Origin of the sequence: Segatella paludivivens DSM 17968 = JCM 13650, from assembly GCF_000373185.1 — a bacterium.
GTDB lineage: Bacteria > Bacteroidota > Bacteroidia > Bacteroidales > Bacteroidaceae > Prevotella > Prevotella paludivivens.
In genome coordinates this window covers 93,979-115,753 of sequence record NZ_KB890649.1, presented here as the reverse complement: position 1 = coordinate 115,753, position 21,775 = coordinate 93,979, and the positions used below count along the sequence as shown (strand labels likewise).

The following is a 21,775-nucleotide window of genomic DNA, read 5'->3' as shown; positions in this document are numbered from 1 at the left end:
TGAGATTATGCAAAGTTAAGAAAAAAAAGTGATTGATGAGCACAAGATAAAAAAAATTGATGTATCTTTGCGCACGATTTCAACATATAATTATGAAAAAGGATTTTAAGAAAAAGTATCTTGCTCCGGCCACAGCTTTCATTTTGGTTGTTTTAGGAGTGATTTACTACTACTTTTTTTCAGGTTTTTCCGTAAAGAAAGACGTTGAGTATGTATACATTGACAACGATGACAACATCGATTCTGTATACAGTAAGATTGAGCCAATCGCCTCTAGTCACGGGATGAGTGCTTTCAAGGCACTTTCACACCAGTTTAGTTACAAAGACAAAATCAAGACAGGTAGATTTGCTATTAAACCTGGCGATGGAGCTTTAAAAATCTTCCGACACATGAAAAACGGATTGCAGACTCCTGTTAGTCTAACAATTCCAAGCGTTAGAACTTTAGACAAGCTATCAGCTGAAATCTCTAAAAAACTTATGATTGACAGTACACAATTGTACAAGAAATTAACAGATGAAGCCACTTGTCAGAAGTACGGATATGATACAGCAACTATTGCTTGTATGTTCATACCAAACACATACGACATTTATTGGAACGTATCAATAGATAAATTCCTTGATCGTATGCAAAAAGAGAGTAAGAAATTCTGGAACTTTGAAAGAACAGAAAAAGCTAAACAAGAGAATCTTACAGCTAATCAAGTTATAACACTTGCTAGTATCATTGACGAAGAAACTGCTAACAATTCAGAAAAGCCAATGATTGCAGGAATGTATTATAATCGTCTGATGTTCCGCGATGCTAAATATCCAGAAGGAATGCCACTTCAGGCCGACCCTACAATAAAGTTTGCGTGGAAGAAGTTCGAACTCAAGCGCATATATGACAATTTGTTGTTTATAAAGAGCCCATACAACACATACAAGAATCCGGGTCTTCCTCCTGGTCCTATACGTATTCCATCAGTAGCTGGTATTGATGCTGTTCTAAACAGAGTACATCACAATTACCTATATATGTGTGCAAAAGAAGACTTTAGTGGTACCCATAACTTCGCAACAACTTACGAAGAACATATGAAGAATGCAGCTAAATATTCAAAAGCACTTAACGAACGTGGGATTAAATAAAAAATGCCGCCCTCTTCACAGAGTGCGGCATCAATCTCAATAGGTATTAGCTTTTTTTTAAGGTAAAAAGATTGTATTCAGGATAACATTTGCAAAGATAAATGATTTTTCATTTCTATGCAAATGTTTTTTTATGTTTATAAACATGTTTTTACCATAACATTTGTTCGATTTGTAATATTTATTGGTACAATAACGGGATATTAGCGATATAGAAACAAATTTATGACAGCGAAAAACCAATGATATGGCGTTCCAAGCATTATATAATGGAAATTTTATCTCTATTCGCTTCGATTAATCAGATTTTTGCACTATCTTTGCATCGTTTAATTACATTAATATATAAAAATCACACAACTTTGTTGATTCTTAACCTTAATGTAGTTACCTTTGCAAAACAAAAAATAACAAGTATATACATCATGGCAAATAAAGAAGAAATAAACGAAGAGAAGAAAAGCATTAGCTTCGTAGAACAATTTGTTGAAGAAGATCTTGCCAATGGCAAGAATGGAGGAAAAATACAAACTCGTTTTCCGCCAGAACCTAACGGATATCTTCATATCGGACACGCAAAAGCTATATGTATGGACTTCGGAGTTGCTGAAACTTATAATGGAGTTTGCAACCTTCGTTTCGATGATACCAATCCTAGCAAGGAAAACAATGAGTATGTAGAAAATATACTTAACGATATCAAATGGTTGGGATTCAAATGGGGAAATATATACTATGCTTCTGATTATTTCGAGAAATTATGGGATTTCGCCATCTGGATGATAAAGAAGGGCTATGCTTACGTAGACCAGCAGACTAGTGAGGAGATTGCCTTACAAAAGGGTACCCCTACAACCTCTGGTACTCCTAGTCCATATCGTGACCGCTCAGTAGAAGAAAATCTTGATCTCTTTGAGAAGATGAATACTCCTGAAGCTGTAGAAGGTAGCATGGTATTACGCGCCAAACTAGACATGGCGAATCCAAACATGCACTTCCGTGACCCTATAATGTATAGAATTATACAAACTCCTCATCACCGCACAGGAACAAAATGGCATTGCTATCCAATGTATGACTTCGCACACGGACAAAGTGATTACTTCGAAGGTGTAACTCATTCTATTTGTACCTTAGAATTTGTACCTCACCGTCCTCTATATGATAAGTTAGTCGATTTATTAAAAGAATATGACGAAACAGGTATCAAAGGCGACATGCATGACAACCGCCCACGACAGATTGAATTCAACCGTTTGAACCTTACATACACAGTAATGAGTAAACGTAAGTTACATACTCTTGTTGATGAAAATTTGGTTAATGGATGGGATGATCCCCGTATGCCGACACTTTGTGGTATGCGCCGTCGTGGTTACAGCCCTGAAAGCATCAGAATGTTTATCAATTCTATTGGTTATACAAAGTTCGAGGCACTAAATGATATGGCATTGTTAGAAGCAAGCGTTCGCGAAGATCTAAACAAGAAGGCTATCCGTGTAAGTGCAGTACTAGATCCCGTAAAACTGGTAATAACCAACTATCCTGATAATCAAATAGAAGAGATGGACGCAATAAACAATCCTGAAGATGAAACAGCAGGAAGCCATAAGATTATTTTCACAAAGGATCTTTGGATTGAACGTGCTGACTTTATGGAAGATGCTCCGAAAAAGTTCTTCAGAATGACTCCAGGAAAAGAGGTTCGCCTTAAAAACGCATACATCATTAAATGTACTGGATGCACAAAGGATGCAGAAGGTAACATTGTTGAAATACAAGCAGAATACGACCCTGAAAGCAAAAGTGGAATGGAAGGTGCCAACCGCAAGGTAAAAGGTACACTTCATTGGGTATCTATTGATCATTGTCAGAAAGCAGAAATCCGCGAATATGACCGCCTTTTCAATATCGAAAATCCATCTGCTGACGAGCGTGATTTTAGAGAGTTGCTAAATCCAGACAGTCTTAAAATTTACAATAATTGCTATGTAGAAAACTATGCTGCAACATTGCTACATGGTGAATATTTGCAATTCCAACGTACAGGCTATTTTATTGCTGACCCAGACTCTACAACCGAGCATGTTGTTTACAACAAGACTGTAGGATTAAAAGATACATGGGCAAAGCAGAATAAATAAAAGGCTGTGATAAAATAACTAAAAAACTATTAATGAAGCATTTTGATAAATCAGAGTACTTAGAGCAAGACGATTTCCTCAATATTTTAAAAGAGTATGAGGAAGCGCGTCAGAATGGCAAGGACATCTATCTTGAGACAGAAGTCCTTGCCAATATAGCGGGCTACTACGAATCTCAGGAAAATATACTTGCCGCTATAGATACAATTGATTATGCAATAAGACTCTATCCTGGTGACGTGTATCCATTGGTCTTCAGAGCAAGAATGGCAATATTGTTAGAAGATAATATTGCAAAAGCAAAAAAATATCTTAAAGCAGTAGTAGATAAGCACGATATAGAATATTATTATGCCGTAGCTGAAGTAAAAATTGCAGAGGGACATCCAGAACTAGCTTCTAAGTATCTTAAACGTAAAGAAAACGAGATTGATGAAGATGAGATTGAAAGCTATATAATAGAAGTAGCCACTCTTTTCACAGACTACAAAGAACTAGAAATAGCGAGAAAATGGATTGACATGTCCAACAATCCTGAGGACCCTGACTATTGGCAAGTTAAGGGACAAATTGAATTAGGATTGGGTAATCTGAAAGAAAGCGAAGATATATATAATAGTCTTCTAGACAAAGAACCCTACTCTACTGAGTATTGGAATCAATTGGCAGCTACTCAGTTGCTTAACTCTGAATTTAGTGCTTGTATATCTAGTAGTGAGTTTTCAATTGCAATAAATCCTAATGATCCAGATGCCATACTAAACAAAAGTAATGGACTTTTCGGATTAGAAAATTTTGAGGAATCTCTTAAATATTTAAAAAGATACACAGAACTATGTCCTGAGGAATACTCAGCTTATATCTTGCAAGGTATGGCACTAACTAATCTTGGACGCTATGAAGAAGCTATAGATGCTTTTAATAAGGCGCTTAAGTATTGTCCAAACTTTGCCCCCGCTAAAAACGAAATATACGATGAGTTAACTAATGCACTCTCGCTAGCAGATAAATTTGATGAAGCTATAAAGATCGCTGACGAATGCTATGAAAATAGCGGAAGTGTTGAAGCTATCCTTAACAAGGGTAATTTATATCTGCAGCATGGTGATATGGAAACGGCCAGAGACATATTTGAGAAAGCTGCAACAGAATCTAACAATGATCCAGAAACATATGTGCGTATATCAGCATCACTTATGGATAATGGATACGTAGAAATGGCATATAAGATTCTTCATTGCATGATTAGTTACGATGAAGCACAATCAGACAAGGTATATGTGTTCCTAGCTGCTTGCTGCAAAACTTTGGGATATGATGATGAATTCAAAAAAGTAGTCAAAAAAGCCGTAAAGAAAACTCCTAATGAAGCAAAAAAAATATTAAAGGATTATTTTCCAGAAAATATGGATCCCAAAGACTATTATAAATATCTAACTAACAAAAAAAGAGATCAATAATGAATTGGCTATCTACACTATTAGGTAATCTTAATTATGGTACGATTTTCCTTCTTATGCTATTGGAAAGTACTGTCATTCCTGTTCCATCTGAATTTGTAGTATCTCCTGCCGCATATCATGCTGCAGGAGGCAATTTAAACGTATTTCTAGTCGTACTCTTCGCTACTCTAGGTGCAGACTTTGGAGCAACTATAAACTACTTAGCTGGATACTATTTAGGAAGACCTATAATATATCGTTTCGCCAACAGCAAATGGGGTAAGATATGCCTTCTTAATCAACATAAGGTAGAAAAAAGTGAGAAATTCTTCTACCAACATGGAATGGTCGCTACAATAACAGGAAGACTTATACCTGGAATCAGACATCTTATATCAATTCCTGCAGGTCTTTCGAAAATGAAATACTGGCAATTTCTGCTCTACACAACGCTTGGTGCAGGTTTATGGAATTGCATTCTAGCTGGACTTGGATGGTATTTACATGCTATTGTTCCTGAAGATAAACTGACTGATAAGATCATGGAATATGGAGAATATATAAAGGTTATCATAATGGCACTTGTTGCAATAGCATTTATATATTTCTTAGTGAAGTGGTATATAAAAAGAAGAAAAAGATTAGGACTTGACTAAATTGCCAAGTCCTTTTTATTCATAAGTATTGGCATTTACCAAAGGTACAAAACAATATTTGCCACCAACATAAAAAGTTTTTTTAATGTCACTAATGTCATAATGTCACAAACCCTTTATTTATGAGGGATTAGCGAGTGACATTAAGTGACATTATTGGGGGGAAAATGACATTAAGCCTCATACTCCACCTGCTTTTGGTGTTTTTTACATAGTTATAGCATTTGCATAATACACATGTATTTCATTACTGGGAAAATAGTCCTTATAATCCGACTTAGGATAATGCTATTTACCCCAAATCTGATAAAAAAGGAGGATATAAGTTCCTTAACAGATAAGAATGGTTATGGTTGCTTACATCTTTAGGGCGTATGCTTGGTGAATTTCAACGCTCCTAACAGTGTTATAACAGATCAACTGGGAGTAACACCACTGACTACAAATTATTTCAATAGAGATGAGAAATGAATTACTCATTAACAGCAATGATATTTAATAGATCAGGCATAAAAATTACTAAGATCAAAGACCATTTACCGAGAACATCACCCCCCAAAATAAATAAAGAATCCCCAAAAAACATAGAACGAACCTACATTATATACATTTTTGACTTAAGCTATTACTAATCAATATATTACCTTATGTAGGTTTATACCTTATCCTACATCTTTCCTACATGATTCCTACATTATAAGCACGTATTTGTACATAAAATGATAAATTTTGCTTAAATATCTATACGAAAATCGCTTTTTTGTTGTAACATTAGGCTGTGTATCCGACTGTAAAGCAAATCACCATGATGCCTTTCTTGGAAATTATAAATATCGGAATATTATTTCTCTTGGTAAATAGAATTTGGAAACCAAACTAATTTATAAAAACACTTTTGTATATCAACCTTTATAGTACAGGATTTCAGAAACTATAATGTTAATCAGTAACAGCTTAAAAAAATGCATAGTGTTTCAGTAACTATAACCACAAATATTTATAATCAAATCCTTTTTAGGCAAAATGTATGAAGCGCAGCAAAAATAAAATCACCTTTTTCGTTGCGCCTTTGAGTAATAAGGCCCTTATCACTCTGCAAAGCATGTAGGATAACCGAGTGATAAGGCCCTTATCACCCCCTAAAATGTATAACAACTGACTAACCTACATAAGCTAACATATTGTATAACAATACGTTTCGCAAAAACATGTAGGAAACAGCATCAAAAAATCAAAAATAAAAAAATATATTTGATACTCATGACTCTATTGGTTTCATAATTTGACTGATGGAATAACTATATTGGAGAGGATCATATGATGAATTTTGATAAAGTTATATAGAATTTCTAATTTGCACATATATAGCAAAAGTGCCACTTGATAAGTTAAGTCTATATTATAGTGTCAACGAACATTTCTTCTAAGGCAATAAATTAATGATAAGATAGAATTTGTGGGCAAACATAACTTTAGTGAAATAGAATTTATCTATTTGTAGTATAAAACTTTATTAATTTAGCTAAAGATCAATGGATTCAAGGCTACATCTAGAGGCTATGCCAGATTCATCCTCCTTTGGGTTGCTAAACTTTATGCGTAGAATTGTTAAATCCCCAAACATATGAATAGAGCCGTTAGAATGCGTTTGTGTTGGGCGAACAAAAAAAAGAGACAATCTATTATAGATTGTCTCTTTTTTATTTTGTCGGGGCGACAGGATTCGAACCTGCGGCCGCCTGGTCCCAAACCAGGAGCGCTACCGGGCTGCGCTACACCCCGCTGCAAGAACAAGATTAAAAGTCGGGGCGACAGGATTCGAACCTGCGGCCGCCTGGTCCCAAACCAGGAGCGCTACCGGGCTGCGCTACACCCCGCTTTGCATCTTATTTCTCAATTGCGAATGCAAAGGTATCACTTTTATCCGAAAGCACCAAATAATTCAATGTTTTTTTTATAACTTTTATATAAAATCCGCCACAATATAATAAGTAAAACTATATGATTTGCAGTAAGCAGATAAAGATGTATATGCTAAGAACATCAATCATCATACGAATAATACTAAGAATTAATCAAATACCTATCTTTATAATATAAACCGTTTATCGTGTAAAAAAGTAGTTTGATTGCAATGTATCAACGACAGTACAAACTATTCACTTACACCAAAGAAATATTTAATTAATATAAATTCAATAAGAACGATATCAATTGATAAAACGAGAAAAAGAAACTAACAAAAAAGGCTACAGAAAAACTGTAGCCTCTTAGTATATTTTAATATACAAATTTACTTAATAATGCCCAGCTCTACGAATACTTTCTTAAGAGCAACAACACCACGCTCAACCTGTTCCTTTGTATGATTTGCCATAAGAGCGAAACGAACAAGTGTGTCCTGAGGAGCACAAGCTGGTGGAATAACAGGATTTATAAAGACACCTGCATCAAAAGCCAACTTAGTTACAATGAATGTTTTTTCAATATCACGTACATAAAGTGGAATGATAGGACTCTCAGTCTCACCAATTTCAAATCCCTCTTCACGGAAACGCTTTAACGCATACTTGGTAACATCCCAAAGATGCTCAATGCGCTCAGGCTCTTCCTGCAAGATGTGAAGTGCTTCCATAGCAGCAGCAGTTGCAGCTGGAGTATTTGATGCACTGAAGATATATGTACGACATGTATGACGAAGATAGTTTATTGTATCCTTATCAGAAGCGATAAAACCACCTATTGAAGCTAAGCTCTTTGAGAATGTACCCATGATAAGATCAATATCATCAGTAAGGCCAAAATAGTCACAAACTCCACGTCCATTCTTACCAAATACACCTAGACCATGTGCCTCATCAACCATGACAGAGCAATTATACTTATGCTTTAATTCTACAATTTCTGGCAATTTAGCAAGGTCACCCTCCATAGAGAACACACCGTCTACAACAATAAGTTTGATAGAGTCTTGAGGTAATCCTTTCAGTACTCTCTCAAGGTCTTCCATATCATTGTGCTTATAATGAAGTTGACGAGCAAATGACAAACGACGTCCATCAACAATACTTGCATGGTCGCGATCATCACAGATTATATAGTCACCCTTTCCGACAACTTGTGCCAAGACACCTTGATTAACAGAAAAACCTGTTGAAAAACAAAGTGTATCATCTTTGTGAACAAATTCTGCGAGTTCTTTTTCTAACTGAACATGTAGATCGAGTGTTCCATTAAGGAAACGACTTCCGGCACATCCTGAACCGTATTTATCAAGAGCAGCCTTAGCTGCGTCAATAACTCTCTGGTCACCAGTCAATCCTGTATAGGCATTAGAACCAAACATAAGAACATTTTGACCAGCCATTTCGACTTCGGTACCCTGCTTGCTTGTTATAGCGCGAAAATAAGGATACACACCTGCCTCCATAAATTTTTGAGGCTCACGATATTTTTTGTATCTTTCTTGTAACTGTCCCATTTTAATTAGGTGTAGTAAACTACTTTATATTCATTTTAGGCTGCAAAGATACAAAAAAGAACCAATAATTCTCTATTTTTCATAAGAAATATACCAAATAGCAAAAATATTCAAAGGTAAAACACATTTATAATACAATTTTATTAATTTTGCAGCACATAATAAACTCATGGAAAAAAAGAAGATAATTTTTATAATGAATCCCATCTCAGGTACGGTTAATAAATCCGGAATACCGAGCCTAATTGATAAATATATCAACCACGATATATTTGATTATGAGATTTCACTTACAGAATATGCAGGAAATGCCTCAGAAATTGCATCTAAAGCTAAAGACGAGAACATAGACATCGTCGTAGCTGTAGGTGGTGATGGAACAGTGAATGAAGTGGCTAGAGCCATCGTAAATTCAAACACAGCACTGGGTATAATTCCATGTGGTTCCGGTAACGGACTGGCAAGACACCTGATGCTGCCAATGAATCTAGCTAAAGCTATACAGATAATTAATTTGTGCGAAATACATCAACTAGATTATGGCATAATTAACGATATTCCTTTTTTCTGCACATGCGGAATGGGATTTGATGCTTTTGTAAGTCATAAATTTGCAGAAGCTGGTAAACGCGGTCCTATAACTTATGTGGAAAACGTTTTAAAAGAGGGACTTAAATACAAGCCTGAAACTTATGAAATACAAGATGAGAAAGGCACTACACGCCTAAAAGCATTTCTCATTTCATGCGCCAATGCATCACAATATGGCAACAATGCATATATTGCACCCCAAGCATCAATGAGCGACGGCTTGATGGATATTATAGTTATGGAACCATTCGATGTGATTGAGGCACCGCAGATTAGCATAGATATGTTTAACAAAACTTTGGATAAAAATTCAAAGATAAAAACATTCAAGTGCAAACATCTAAGCATACATCGCAAAGAACCTGGCTATATTCACTATGACGGAGATCCTGTGATGACAGGAAAAGATATAGAAATCACACTGAAAGAAAAAGGCATAAAAGTTATAGTAAACCCAAATGCCAACAAAAAGTTACGCAAACCAAACGCTGTACAAAACGCTGCATCGGAACTGTTTAACGAAATAGACCTTTTTAGAAAAGACATAAGCAGACAGAAAAGACATATTTTGGCTATAAACAAAGTCATCCAACGTAGACTGAATTTATAAATAAAATTCAGAAACTAATTTTTCATACCATTCAGAACGTTCATTATGAGTCATCATTGTGAACGTTTTTGTTTCAATGACATCAGAGCGTTTAAGTTTAAACTCCAGCAAATAACGCTTAACCGTTTTACGCTCTACTGTTTTTATCCCATAAATGCGAGATATAAAGAATCCATACAAACAAGCTTCATAAATAAATCTATCCTTATAATCAGACGGAATGATAGCAGAAAGACAACCATCATCAGCTAATAAGTTCTTTGCTGAATGGAACAAGTCTGAATAAGACAGCATGTCTGTATGACGCGCAATATTTCTAGTTTTATTAGGATTCTTCAATGAGTCTATAAAGAATGGAGGGTTTGTAACGATAGCATCAAAACGATCATTAACCGATAAATTTTGTAAAGAAGTATAACTAACTTCTATTCTATCTGCAAATTTACTGTTCGCTACATTTCTACTAGCCTGCAAAAATGCATCCTCTGAAATATCTATTGCCAACAACTCTGCTTTGGGATACCGCTGTGCCATCATCAACGCAATCAATCCAGTACCAGTACCTACATCAAGAATGCGATTGCCTCCTTTAGCCCAAGCTCCAAGCATGACCCCATCGGAGCCTACCTTCATGCCGTCAAAATCCTGGCAGACATCAAATTGTCTGAATTTAAAGATATTACTACTCATATTCAATCATCAGAATAACGTATATCGAATAGATTTATTTTATACATTTTACTGATTTACATATTATTAAGTTGATTTTGTCTCTCGCTTTTGCAGAATTTCTAATTAAAATATGTATCTTTGCAGACCAAAAAGTTATCAATTATAAAAATGAATAACAAATATACATCGATACAAATGATTGCCGACTATGAAGGCGATATCAACAATCTGCTTGATATAAACATCGCCGGCGACATTCCTATTCTTGCTACACGTAACCTAGTATTGTTCCCAGGTATACTTATGCCTGTTTTAGTAGGTAGAGAACCTAGCGTAAAGCTCATAAAAAAACTACAAAAGAACCCTGAAACAATATTCGGAATATTCAGTCAGGAAGATGAAAATGTTGAAAATCCAACTTTCAAGGATTTATATAATAGTGGAGTTTATGCTAAGATTGTTAAAGTTGTTGAGATGCCAGGAGTTGAGAAAAACGTCACTGCCATCATTCAAGGATTAGGAAGATGCCAACTAGAGGATTTAGTAAAGACAAAACCATACTATGTAGGCAAGGTTTCACCTTTAGCTGAAGATATTACACCTGCAAAAGACAAAGATTTCAAGGCTATATACGAAACCGTACTTAACACGGCAAAAAAATACATCACTCTCAGTGATGAAATGCCTGATGAGGCTCAGTTTGCACTTGACAACATACACAATGATGTGTTAACGATAAACTATGTTTGTTCAAACTTGCCTTTAGATGTTGAAGAGAAAATAAAACTTTTAAAAGCAATAAATATACAGGAGCGCGCTTTATCACTACTAAAGATACTTGACCGTGATATTCAGCTAATGAAGCTGAAGCAAGATATCTTCCAGAAGACTCGCACCGACCTTGATGATCAACAGAAAGAATATTTTCTGCAACAACAGATAAAGAACATCAAGGAAGAACTTGGACATGGCGAATCTCCTGAGGCACACGAGCTAGCAGAGAAGGCCAAGAATAAGAAATGGAACATAGATGTTTCGAAGACATTTTACAAGGATCTTGAAAAGTTAGAGACGTGTAATCCCCAAAGTCCTGAATACACCGTTCTGGTTAATTACCTACAAAACATGGTGAATTTACCTTGGGGTATATACACTAAAGACGACTTGAATATCAATCGTGCCCAAAAGGTTTTGGACCACGACCACTACGGCATGGAAAAAGTAAAGGAAAGAATCCTTGAATACATTTCCGTACTACAGTTACGCGGAGACCTTAAATCACCGATAATCTGTCTTTATGGTCCTCCTGGAGTCGGTAAAACTTCTCTCGGAAAAAGTATTGCAGAATCTCTACACCGTAAGTATGTACGCGTATCACTAGGTGGTGTACACGATGAGTCTGAGATTCGCGGACATCGCCGCACATATATTGGTGCCATGCCTGGAAGAATCATAAAGAGCATACAAAAAGCAGGTTCAAGTAACCCTGTATTCATACTTGATGAGATTGATAAGGTTACTCAAAACACCGTAAATGGTGATCCTTCATCTGCACTTCTTGAAGTTTTGGATCCAGAACAGAACAACGCATTCCACGATAATTATCTTGACGTGGATTATGACTTATCAAAAGTGTTGTTCATTGCTACTGCAAATGATCTAAATACAATTCCACGCCCTCTACTCGACCGTATGGAAATAATTGAGGTTAGCGGATATATTACAGAAGAAAAGATTGAAATAGCAAAACGCCATCTTCTTCCTAAAGAACTTGAGAATACAGGTCTAGACTCTATAAGACCTAAAATAAAATTCAACAAGGTCGCACTTGAAAGAATTATAGAACAATACACACGTGAAAGCGGTGTAAGACAACTAGAAAAGCAAATAAACAAGGCTTTACGCAAAATAGCATACGAAAAAGCTGTTAAGGGATATATCGTAGAAAACAACATTACTCCAAACGAAATAGAATCTCTATTGGGTAAAGCGCCTTTCTACAGAGATATATACCAGGGTAATGACTATGCTGGAGTAGTAACAGGCTTGGCTTGGACAAGTGTTGGTGGTGAAATATTGTTTATTGAAACATCACTCAATCAGGGTAAGGGCGGTAAACTCACTTTAACAGGCAATCTTGGTGACGTGATGAAGGAATCGGCGATGATTGCTTTACAATACGTAAAGGCTCACATTGACAATTTAAACGTTGACTACCGCATCTTTGACAACTGGAATATACATATTCATGTACCAGAAGGTGCAACACCAAAAGATGGTCCTTCTGCAGGTATAACAATCGCTACATCAATAGCATCTGCTATTACCCAACGCAAAGTGCGCAAAAATACAGCTATGACTGGTGAAATTACTCTTAGAGGTAAAGTTCTCCCTGTAGGTGGTATAAAAGAAAAGATACTTGCTGCAAAGCGTGCAGGAATAACAGACATCGTGATGTGCAAGGAAAACCAAAAGGATATTGAGGAAATACCTGAGAAATATCGTATTGGTGTTGAGTTCCATTACGTTGAGAATGTTCAACAGGTATGGGACTTCGCCCTAACAGAAGAAAAAGTAGACAACGCTGTAGAATTTACTATTCCAGAAGAAAAAGACAAATGACATTTGAAGTTCAACACACAGATAACGCTAGCGACGCACGCACAGGAGTCATCACAACCGATCACGGACAGATAAAGACACCTATCTTTATGCCAGTGGGCACAGCCGGTACCGTAAAGGGTGTACACTTCAGTGAATTGCGTGATCAGGTAAATGCCCAGATCATTCTAGGAAACACATATCATCTGTATCTTCGTCCTGGATTGGAAACACTCCGTGCTGCAGGTGGATTGCACGGCTTTAACGGATGGGAACGCCCTATTCTTACAGACAGTGGAGGCTTTCAAGTATTTTCACTGACTGGCATTCGTAAACTAACAGAAGAAGGATGCACTTTCCAGTCACACATTGACGGAAGCAAACATATTTTCACTCCAGAGAACGTTATGGATACAGAACGTGTCATCGGTGCAGACATCATGATGGCACTAGACGAATGTCCTCCGGGCAAAAGCGATTATGCGTATGCCAAGAAAAGTCTTGCCATGACTCAAAGATGGCTGGATAGATGCTTTAAAAGATTTAATGAGACTGAACCACTTTACGGATACAATCAAAGTCTCTTCCCTATTGTTCAGGGATGCACATATAAGGACTTACGACGCGATGCAGCCAAATTCATTGCCGACAAAGGTGCTGATGGTAATGCTATTGGTGGTCTTGCAGTAGGAGAGCCAACTGATGTTATGTATGAGATGATAGAAGTGGTTAACGAAATCTTGCCAAAAGACAAGCCTCGTTATCTAATGGGAGTTGGTACACCTCAAAACATTTTAGAAGGAATAGAACGCGGTGTTGACATGTTTGACTGCGTTATGCCTACACGCAACGGTCGCAATGCATTATTGTTTACTTACAATGGAACAATGAACATGCGTAACAAAAAATGGGAAAATGATTTCACTCCTATTGACGAAGACGGATGTGAAGTTGACAAAGTCTATACAAAGGCATATCTCCATCATTTGTTCAAGGCAAAAGAACTTCTTGCAATGCAAATAGGAAGTATACACAATCTGGCTTTCTACCTACGACTAGTTACAGATGCAAGAAATCACATTGAGAAAGGTGACTTTGTTGCATGGAAAAACTCTATAATAGATCAATTAGGTCAACGTTTATAAATAATCATGACGGAATTCAGAAGACTTAAAAAACATCATAAACTATATAGCTTTCTGCGCTGGATCAGCAAACACCCACTATGGCTGCACAGACTGATAGAATGGCTCCATAGCCATACAGCGTGGTTACGTAGAATCTTAAGATGGACATGTCATAAGATGCGTTGGATGAAGTATCTGAATCCATTACGCTATATCAAGAGAATAGATTGGTATATTATCAAGAAATTTATTGGTACATACATCTATTCTATAGCCTTGATTATAAGTATATCAATTGTATTTGATATAAATGAGAACTTGGCGAAATTCAGTCAATATCATGCGCCTTTAAAAGCGATAGTATTTGATTACTATATGAATTTCATACCATACTTCGCCAATCTGTTCAGCCCACTATTTGTATTTATTGCGGTAATTTTCTTTACGTCGAAACTAGCAGGAAACAGTGAGATTATTTCCATGCTTGCTACAGGTATATCTTTCAGACGTCTAATGCGTCCGTATATGATTTCATGTATATTGATATCTTCCTTGTCTTTTTATTTAAGTGCATATGTTATTCCACATAGTAATGTTATAAGGCAGAATTTTGAGTCAATGTATAAAAACAAAAAGAAAAATACTGCAGCTGACAATGTTATGCTCCAAGTAGAAAGAGGAACTATTGCATACATTCAGCACTATGACAACAATGCTAAAAAAGGCTACGGATTTTCTTTAGACAAGTTCAACAATAAGAAACTTGTCAGCCACATGACAGCAATGGAAATCCAATACGACACTGTGAGCGACTCTAAATATCACTGGTCGGCTACTAATTTTAAGATACGCAGATTTAATGGATACCGAGAACAAATACAGACAGGAGTAAAAAAAGATACTTTAATACAAATGGAACCTAATGACTTGGTGTACTCAAGGGGACAACAAGAAACATTCACCAATCCTGAACTGCAAGATTACATTGCAAAACAAATAGATCGTGGTTCCAGCAATGTAGTACAATATCAGGTGGAATATCACAAACGAATAGCTGCAAGTTTTGCATCATTCATACTGACGATAATAGGTCTTTCACTATCAGCAAAGAAACGTAAAGGCGGTATGGGTATGTATCTTGGAATAGGTATGGCACTCAGCTTTATATATATAATGTTGCAGACGGTATCATCAACATTTGCCATAAATGCTAACCTACCACCAATGATAGCAGCATGGATACCGAATATAATATTTGCCGCTGTGGCTTATTTTTGCTACAGACAGGCACCAAATTAATAAAAAGAAATTTATGTATTTCGACGAGTTAAATTTAAATGAAAACGTCCTTGACGCTCTATATGATATGCATTTTGACGAATGCACACCTGTTCAGGAAAAATGTATTCCTGAAATATTAAAGGGCAAAGACGTATTAGGGGTAGCACAAACAGGAACAGGAAAAACGGCAGCGTATTTATTGCCCGTATTAAGTAAACTGGATGACGGCGGTTATCCAGACAAGGCGATAAATTGCCTTATTATGAGTCCTACACGCGAACTTGCACAACAGATAGACCAAGCGATGCAAGGATTTGGATATTACCTTAACGGGGTCAGCAGTGTTGCCGTTTACGGCGGTAATGACGGAAATCGATATGATCAAGAGATTAAGAGTTTACAACTTGGAGCAGACATTATTATAGCCACTCCAGGACGACTTATTTCTCACATCAGTCTTGGTAATGTAGATTTGAGTAAAGTTTCATTCTTCATTCTTGACGAAGCCGACAGAATGCTTGATATGGGATTTTCTGATGACATCATAAAGATAGCAAAGAAACTACCTAAGACTTGCCAAACAATCATGTTTTCGGCAACAATGCCTAACAAGATTGAGGGACTAGCAAAGACTTTACTTAAGGATCCAGTAGAATTAAAACTTGCTGTTAGCAAGCCTGCTGAGAAAATAAAGCAGATGGCTTATGTTTGTTATGAAACTCAGAAAATGGGTGTCATAAAAGATATATTCAAGAATGGCGATCTTCAGCGTGTTATCATCTTCTGCGGGAGCAAGATAAAAGTAAAGCAAGTAGCAGGTGCCCTTCAACGCAAGCATATCAATTGCGGAGAAATGCATTCAGACTTGGATCAGGCTACTCGTGATGATGTAATGTTCAAATTCAAGAGTGGACAATTGGATGTACTTGTAGCTACCGATATTGTATCACGTGGAATAGACATTGACGACATTGCAATGGTACTCAACTACGATGTGCCTCATGATGCAGAAGATTATGTTCATAGAATTGGACGTACTGCAAGAGCTGCGCGTACTGGTACAGCAATAACTTTTGTTTCAGAAGACGACATTTACTATTTCCAGCAGATTGAAAAATTCCTAGAAAAGGATGTAGAGAAAATTCCTCTACCAGTAGGATTAGGTGAATCACCAGAATACAAGTCTGACGGAAAGCCTAAGAATGGAACTTCTGCTAAGAACCGCAGAAGAAACGACAGAGACCAGTCTACACACAAGGATAAGAAACAACAGAATCAAAGACAGAAATATAGTAATCCGAACAACGTAAATGCACCTGAAGGTGATGTTGCACCAAAAAGTAATTACCCAAAGAAGCGCTATTATACTGCTGAAGAAAGACGTGAATACAAAGCACGCAACAGTAATAAGGGTGAATACAAAAAGGACGATCAACAGCCTACTCAAAAGACAGTTGAGCCACGCAAAAAGTATGATGAGACTAAGCCTCAATACAATAAGCGACGTGGAAATGTAGAAGGTAACTACAAGAAGAGAAATAATCCACAGGCTGCAAACGCTAAACCGAAGCATAGTACTGCGCCACACACGCAAAAACCTATCAAGAAAGAAAGTGGTATAAAGAAATTCTTTAAGAAGGTGTTTAGCATCAAATAAATATTAGTCCGGTATTAACATACCGGACTTTCATTTTACCCATAATAAAAAGAAACAATGAGTTTCATCTATATTACCAAAAGACCACAAAGCCACGAAAAACTATCTTTTTTATACAATATAAACAAAAAAGATAACTATCTGTTTGTTTTATAACTAAAAAAACATATCTTTGCAATAATAAAGAAATAGAGCAGACTTAATTTAACCAACCAATAAAAGAAAAAAGATTATGAAAGCAACAGAAGTTGTAGAAAAACTGAAAAACAGATTTCCTAACGAACCTGAATATATTCAGGCAGTGAGTCAAGTACTAGGAACTATTGAGGATGAATATAACAAGCATCCTGAATTTGAAAAAGCTAATATTATTGATCGTCTTTGCATTCCAGACCGCCTAATAGAATTCCGCGTATCATGGGTAGACGATAAAGGTCATGTTCAGACCAACATGGGATACCGTGTCCAGCACAACAATTGTATCGGTCCTTACAAGGGAGGTCTACGTTTCCACAAATCAGTAACCTTATCAATACTGAAGTTTCTTGCATTCGAGCAGACATTCAAGAATTCATTGACAACACTCCCTATGGGTGGAGCGAAAGGTGGTTCAGACTTCTCACCACGTGGCAAGAGCAACGCTGAAGTTATGCGTTTCTGCCAAGCATTCATGACAGAGTTGTATCGCCATATAGGACCTAATGAAGATGTTCCTGCTGGAGATATTGGTGTAGGTGGTCGTGAAGTTGGATACATGTTTGGTCAGTATAAAAAACTAACACACCAGTTTGTTGGTATCCTTACTGGTAAAGGTCAGGAATTCGGTGGTTCTCTTATCCGCCCTGAAGCTACAGGATATGGTAATGTATACTTTCTTCAGAATATGCTGAAGACTCGTAACATAGACATTAAAGGTAAGACCGTACTTGTTTCTGGTTCAGGAAATGTAGCTCAGTATACAATTGAGAAACTTCTTGAATTGGGTGCAAAACCAGTTACTTTATCTGATTCAGACGGCTATATATATGATCCTAATGGTATTGACGAGAAGAAACTTGCATACGTAATGGAACTTAAGAATATAGAGCGCGGACGCATTAAGGAATATGCTGAGAAATATGGAGTTAAATATGTAGAGGGAGCAAAACCTTGGTCTGAAAAAGGCGATATCGCTACACCTTGTGCTACACAAAACGAAATAAACGAAGAAGCTGCTAAAGTTCTTATTGCTAATGGCGTTATCGCTGTAAGCGAAGGCGCAAATATGCCAACTGTTCCTGCAGCTATCAAGCAATTCCAAGACGCTAAGATTTTATATTGTCCTGGAAAAGCTTCTAATGCAGGTGGTGTTGCAGTATCAGGTCTTGAGATGAGTCAGAACTCAGAGCGTCTTAAATGGACACGTGAAGAAGTTGATGCTAAACTACACGCCATTATGGATGATATTCATGACAACTGTGTAAAATATGGTACTGAGCCTGATGGATATATTAATTATGTGAAAGGTGCAAATGTTGCCGGTTTCCTAAAGGTTGCCAAAGCAATGCTTGCTCAAGGTATAATATAATTTTTCACTGAAAAAAATCAATTAGGAGGTAAATACTAATTATAGGTATTTATCTCCTATTTCGTATTTATCAACCTCTCACACCATCGTACGTGCAGTTTAGCATACCGCGGTTCCTCTTTTAGGATACCATTTGACATACTCATCATATAAGATCGCATACTAATGTAAGCGTAATAACCTTTTAGTTGATATGCATGCCGAGCATAAAATAAGGGATGACAATATATATCATCCCTTATTTATTTTAATTTGCAAAAAGCAATGCTTACTTCAACAAATCAGTCACCTTGGCAGCAAGTTCTTCACCACGCAAGTTCTCACCAATCACCTTGCCTGTCACTGCATCTACAATAAATATTGCAGGAATAGCCTGTACATGATACAAATCGTCTACACCACTCTTGTCAATACCATTAGGCCATGGCAGATTTTCCTTTTCAAGAGCTTTCTTCCAGGCTGCTTCACTCTTGTCTATAGAAACACTTATTATCTCGAGTCCTTTCTTGCTGTTGACAGCATAGATACTCTTCAGATTAGGAATTTCCTTACGGCATGGCACACACCAGCTTGCCCAGAAATCAACAAGAAATATCTTTTTACCTTTCACTGTCTTGGCAGCTTCATTAACCTTACCTTTAGCATCAGTGAAACTGAATTTCGGATAATCTTTACCGACAAGTCCTTCTGGAGAAATCTTTTTCTTCAACAACTGACCATAATAACTCTGCTGTGCTTCTGTAGAAAACTGTGCCCAGTCTGCCGTGTTTTGCTCTGTGAAATAAGAATACAGAGCCAACATAGAGAATGGTCCCCACCATGATTCTTTGTTGTCGGCAGCAATAGCTTTATAAGTTTTTTCTACTTCTGTAAAGAAGCTTTTCTCTGCAGCGGCATAACCTTGACTCTTTGTGTCTGTATATCCATCATGAAAAGCTTCATACAAAATATCCAGATATTTGCGTTTGGCATCTATCTTTTTAATATACTCAGCCTCAAGCGGACTGTTGACAACTTTGACTCCAGAACCATAATAAAAGGTTCCCTTGTCTGTAACATTTTTTTCAGCAGTAGCTGTAACCTTAGGAGTTTCTCCCTTGGTAGTCATTAGCTGAGCAACATAACCATTGTAACCATTGACCTTGAATCCCACATAGCGAGGTTCATCCATCGGAACCGTGACAACACACTGACCGTTCATCACTTTAGCTTCAGCAATAGCTGGTTCAATACTTTGATGCGTGCAGGCATACACTGCTTCAAGCTCTGTGCCATCAGGAAGTCCACTGATATTCAGTGAAACAACAGACTGTGCGTTCACTGCCACACAGGCAGAAAAGGCAATTAGTAAAACTAAAAATTTTTTCATTATATTCATATTATTACTTTTCAACATTCTGTGTTATACTGCCATTACCAGCATTATTAATCGCTCCCTGAGGGAACGGGAATGTCCACATATAACTTGAAGGAGAAAGGGTTACGGTCTTGCCGTCTTTGTCTTTGCTTAACGTGCGAGTATAGATTCCCTCTGCGTTATATCTCCTTGCATCAGCAAAAGGAACGATACTGTAAATCAATAGATTATCCTTTTCTCTGCGTATATACCCGATAGCCTCTGCTATAGACGAAGCTGTAAGCGATACATACTTATCAGTACTGACAGTATGCTTTCTTACTGTATTGAGAACATTCATTGCCTCAGCCAGCTGATTATTACGTGCCAAGCATTCCGCCTTTATGAGATACTGTTCCACTGTGCGCATGCCATTGTAATTGATAGCTCCAGTGGTAATACCACGGTAATAAGTCTCAGAACCAACAGTATAAAGTTTCCAGTTACACTTGAAATAAATATCACCATCTTCAAACATTTTTGCTCTCCACTGTGGCATATTATTGATTCTGGCACCAGAAGAACTACTACCATAGTTGAAATTATAACTTTCCACACTGTTGAATCCAAGAGGAGTCTGTGAAGTCTGAGCTGAACTTACAGCATCTATAACGCTTTTGTTAGCATTATAAAAATCATTCCAGTCTATCAGTTTGTCATTTATGGCAAGAGCCTTGTTAGCATATTCCAGAGCGTCTGTATAATCCATCATCTGCAAATATATCCTTGCTAGCATCGCGTATGCAGCTCCCTTGCCAGGATGCAATACCGTGGTGCCCATGTCAGGAAGATATGGAAGAGCCTCGTTGATATCATTTATCATGAAATCATAAATCTGCTTTACCGTAACCTGAGTGTAAGAAGCCCCCACTTCACTGCTTGTTATCAAAGGTACGCTGAGCGTTTCTGCAGCACAACTACTCTGATAAGTGTCAGCATAATAATTTGCCAACAGAAAATAATGCATCGTCCTAAGTACTTTGGCGTATGCCATTACTTCATTTTTTTTAGCATCTGTTGCCTCTGTTGCCGTAGGTGCATTCTCTATCACAAGATTACAGTAGTTGATACCGGAATAAGCAGCGTAATACGTAGTCTCATCGCTATTGTTATAATAAACACGGTCTACAGATGTATCCCAATTGTAGTTGGCGGCATACATAGGATAATAACTTGCATTGGAATTAGTGAGGTAGCGGTCGTTAAGCAAATAAGACGACTGACCGACATCCATTCGGTGAACATCATACTCGTCACGCAGAAAAGCCTCATAATCCGCAAGCGTAGTCGGAATCTTTTTCCCCTTGGGTTTCTCGTTAAGATAGTCATTGCACGAAGTAAACAGCAAAGCTGCCGCAAGAACAGTCATTATGGTTGAAATATATGTCTTCATCATATTTTCTTGTTTTAT

At 37.1% G+C, this 21,775-nt stretch carries 14 protein-coding genes and 2 tRNA genes; 10 read left to right on the top strand and 6 right to left on the bottom strand.

Going from position 1 to position 21,775, the window contains the following annotated elements:
* Nucleotides 1-92: 92 nt before the first annotated feature.
* From mltG to B045_RS0108755, 4 genes are all read left to right on the top strand, one after another.
* On the top strand, nucleotides 93-1,139 hold the full coding sequence (mltG, locus tag B045_RS0108770; protein WP_018463896.1) for an endolytic transglycosylase MltG: 1,047 nt from the start codon (nucleotides 93-95) through the stop codon (nucleotides 1,137-1,139).
* A gap of 425 nt (nucleotides 1,140-1,564) precedes the next feature.
* Nucleotides 1,565-3,283, top strand: coding sequence for a glutamine--tRNA ligase/YqeY domain fusion protein (locus B045_RS0108765; protein ID WP_018463895.1), 1,719 nt, complete (start codon nucleotides 1,565-1,567; stop codon nucleotides 3,281-3,283).
* A 32-nt stretch (nucleotides 3,284-3,315) separates the two neighbouring features.
* A complete protein-coding gene (locus B045_RS0108760) occupies nucleotides 3,316-4,743 on the top strand; it encodes a tetratricopeptide repeat protein (RefSeq protein ID WP_018463894.1) in 1,428 nt (475 codons plus the stop codon).
* Entirely contained in the window at nucleotides 4,743-5,381 is a 639-nt protein-coding gene (locus B045_RS0108755) for a DedA family protein (RefSeq protein ID WP_018463893.1), read from the top strand. The genes B045_RS0108760 and B045_RS0108755 overlap by 1 nt, the downstream gene beginning before the upstream one ends.
* 1,708 nt (nucleotides 5,382-7,089) lie before the next feature.
* Here the strand turns inward: B045_RS0108755 and B045_RS0108750 are convergent.
* From B045_RS0108750 to spt, 3 genes are all read right to left on the bottom strand, one after another.
* Nucleotides 7,090-7,163 (bottom strand) — tRNA-Pro (locus B045_RS0108750).
* 21 nt (nucleotides 7,164-7,184) lie between these two features.
* Nucleotides 7,185-7,258: transfer RNA gene (locus B045_RS0108745), tRNA-Pro, on the bottom strand.
* A gap of 416 nt (nucleotides 7,259-7,674) precedes the next feature.
* Nucleotides 7,675-8,862 (bottom strand): serine palmitoyltransferase, encoded by a 1,188-nt coding sequence (gene spt, locus B045_RS0108740; RefSeq protein ID WP_018463892.1) that lies wholly within the window; start codon nucleotides 8,860-8,862, stop codon nucleotides 7,675-7,677.
* A gap of 169 nt (nucleotides 8,863-9,031) precedes the next feature.
* Between spt and B045_RS0108735 the strand changes: the two genes are divergently transcribed.
* Complete coding sequence (locus tag B045_RS0108735) at nucleotides 9,032-10,063, top strand: diacylglycerol/lipid kinase family protein (RefSeq protein ID WP_018463891.1); 1,032 nt, start codon at nucleotides 9,032-9,034, stop codon at nucleotides 10,061-10,063.
* Here B045_RS0108735 and B045_RS0108730 read toward each other — a convergent pair.
* Nucleotides 10,058-10,753 carry a tRNA1(Val) (adenine(37)-N6)-methyltransferase gene (locus B045_RS0108730; RefSeq protein WP_018463890.1) on the bottom strand — a complete coding sequence of 232 codons (696 nt, stop codon included), beginning with the start codon at nucleotides 10,751-10,753 and terminating at the stop codon, nucleotides 10,058-10,060. The two genes, B045_RS0108735 and B045_RS0108730, sit on opposite strands and share 6 nt — an antisense overlap.
* A gap of 150 nt (nucleotides 10,754-10,903) precedes the next feature.
* Here B045_RS0108730 and lon point away from each other — a divergent pair, with 150 nt between their 5' ends.
* The 5 genes from lon to B045_RS0108705 all read left to right on the top strand — a co-directional run bounded on the left by lon (nucleotide 10,904) and on the right by B045_RS0108705 (nucleotide 18,968).
* Nucleotides 10,904-13,357 carry an endopeptidase La gene (gene lon, locus B045_RS0108725; protein ID WP_018463889.1) on the top strand — a complete coding sequence of 818 codons (2,454 nt, stop codon included), beginning with the start codon at nucleotides 10,904-10,906 and terminating at the stop codon, nucleotides 13,355-13,357.
* Nucleotides 13,354-14,481, top strand: a complete 1,128-nt coding sequence (gene tgt, locus B045_RS0108720; RefSeq protein ID WP_018463888.1) for a tRNA guanosine(34) transglycosylase Tgt — start codon at nucleotides 13,354-13,356, stop codon at nucleotides 14,479-14,481. Before lon ends, tgt begins: the two co-directional genes overlap by 4 nt.
* 6 nt (nucleotides 14,482-14,487) lie before the next feature.
* Nucleotides 14,488-15,762: an LptF/LptG family permease gene (locus B045_RS0108715; protein WP_025883407.1), complete on the top strand. Its 1,275-nt coding sequence runs from the start codon at nucleotides 14,488-14,490 to the stop codon at nucleotides 15,760-15,762.
* A gap of 13 nt (nucleotides 15,763-15,775) precedes the next feature.
* Complete coding sequence (locus B045_RS0108710; protein WP_018463886.1) at nucleotides 15,776-17,401, top strand: DEAD/DEAH box helicase; 1,626 nt, start codon at nucleotides 15,776-15,778, stop codon at nucleotides 17,399-17,401.
* 232 nt (nucleotides 17,402-17,633) lie between these two features.
* Nucleotides 17,634-18,968, top strand: a complete 1,335-nt coding sequence (locus B045_RS0108705; RefSeq protein ID WP_018463885.1) for an NADP-specific glutamate dehydrogenase — start codon at nucleotides 17,634-17,636, stop codon at nucleotides 18,966-18,968.
* 268 nt (nucleotides 18,969-19,236) lie between these two features.
* Here the strand turns inward: B045_RS0108705 and B045_RS0108700 are convergent, their stop codons facing one another.
* Both B045_RS0108700 and B045_RS0108695 read right to left on the bottom strand, forming a co-directional pair.
* Nucleotides 19,237-20,337: a TlpA family protein disulfide reductase gene (locus tag B045_RS0108700; protein ID WP_025883403.1), complete on the bottom strand. Its 1,101-nt coding sequence runs from the start codon at nucleotides 20,335-20,337 to the stop codon at nucleotides 19,237-19,239.
* A gap of 13 nt (nucleotides 20,338-20,350) precedes the next feature.
* Nucleotides 20,351-21,757 carry a RagB/SusD family nutrient uptake outer membrane protein gene (locus B045_RS0108695; RefSeq protein WP_025883402.1) on the bottom strand — a complete coding sequence of 469 codons (1,407 nt, stop codon included), beginning with the start codon at nucleotides 21,755-21,757 and terminating at the stop codon, nucleotides 20,351-20,353.
* Nucleotides 21,758-21,775: the final 18 nt, after the last annotated feature.